General features: G+C 64.7%; 1 protein-coding gene. It reads right to left on the bottom strand.

The window, feature by feature from the left end; translation table 11 throughout:
- Window positions 1-42: 42 nt before the first annotated feature.
- Window positions 43-238, bottom strand: a 196-nt coding sequence (locus R0J87_RS24485; protein WP_498889643.1) for a hypothetical protein, incomplete at its 5' end; no start/stop codon positions are given.

Raw genomic sequence — 238 nt, 5'->3', positions numbered from 1 at the left:
AACCTCCCCGGCCTTTCGGCGCGGGGAGGGAGGAGGGACGGATCAGAACTTCCAGGTCATGCCCAGGTACATGACGCGGCCGGCGTAGCTGTTGGTGTAGAAGCGGGCCTTGGTGTCGTTGCCCAGGTGCGAGCGGGTCTCTTCCTCGGTCAGGTTGAGCACCGAGGCGGTCAGGCTGAGCGCCGGGGTGAAGTTGTACGCGGCGTTCAGGTCGATCTGCTGGTACGGCTCCTCATAG

It is taken from the genome of Halomonas sp. SIMBA_159, from assembly GCF_046536035.1.
Taxonomy (GTDB): domain Bacteria; phylum Pseudomonadota; class Gammaproteobacteria; order Pseudomonadales; family Halomonadaceae; genus Vreelandella; species Vreelandella venusta_A.
The sequence above is the reverse complement of the archived record's forward strand: the minus strand, read 5'-3'. Positions and strand labels throughout refer to the sequence as shown.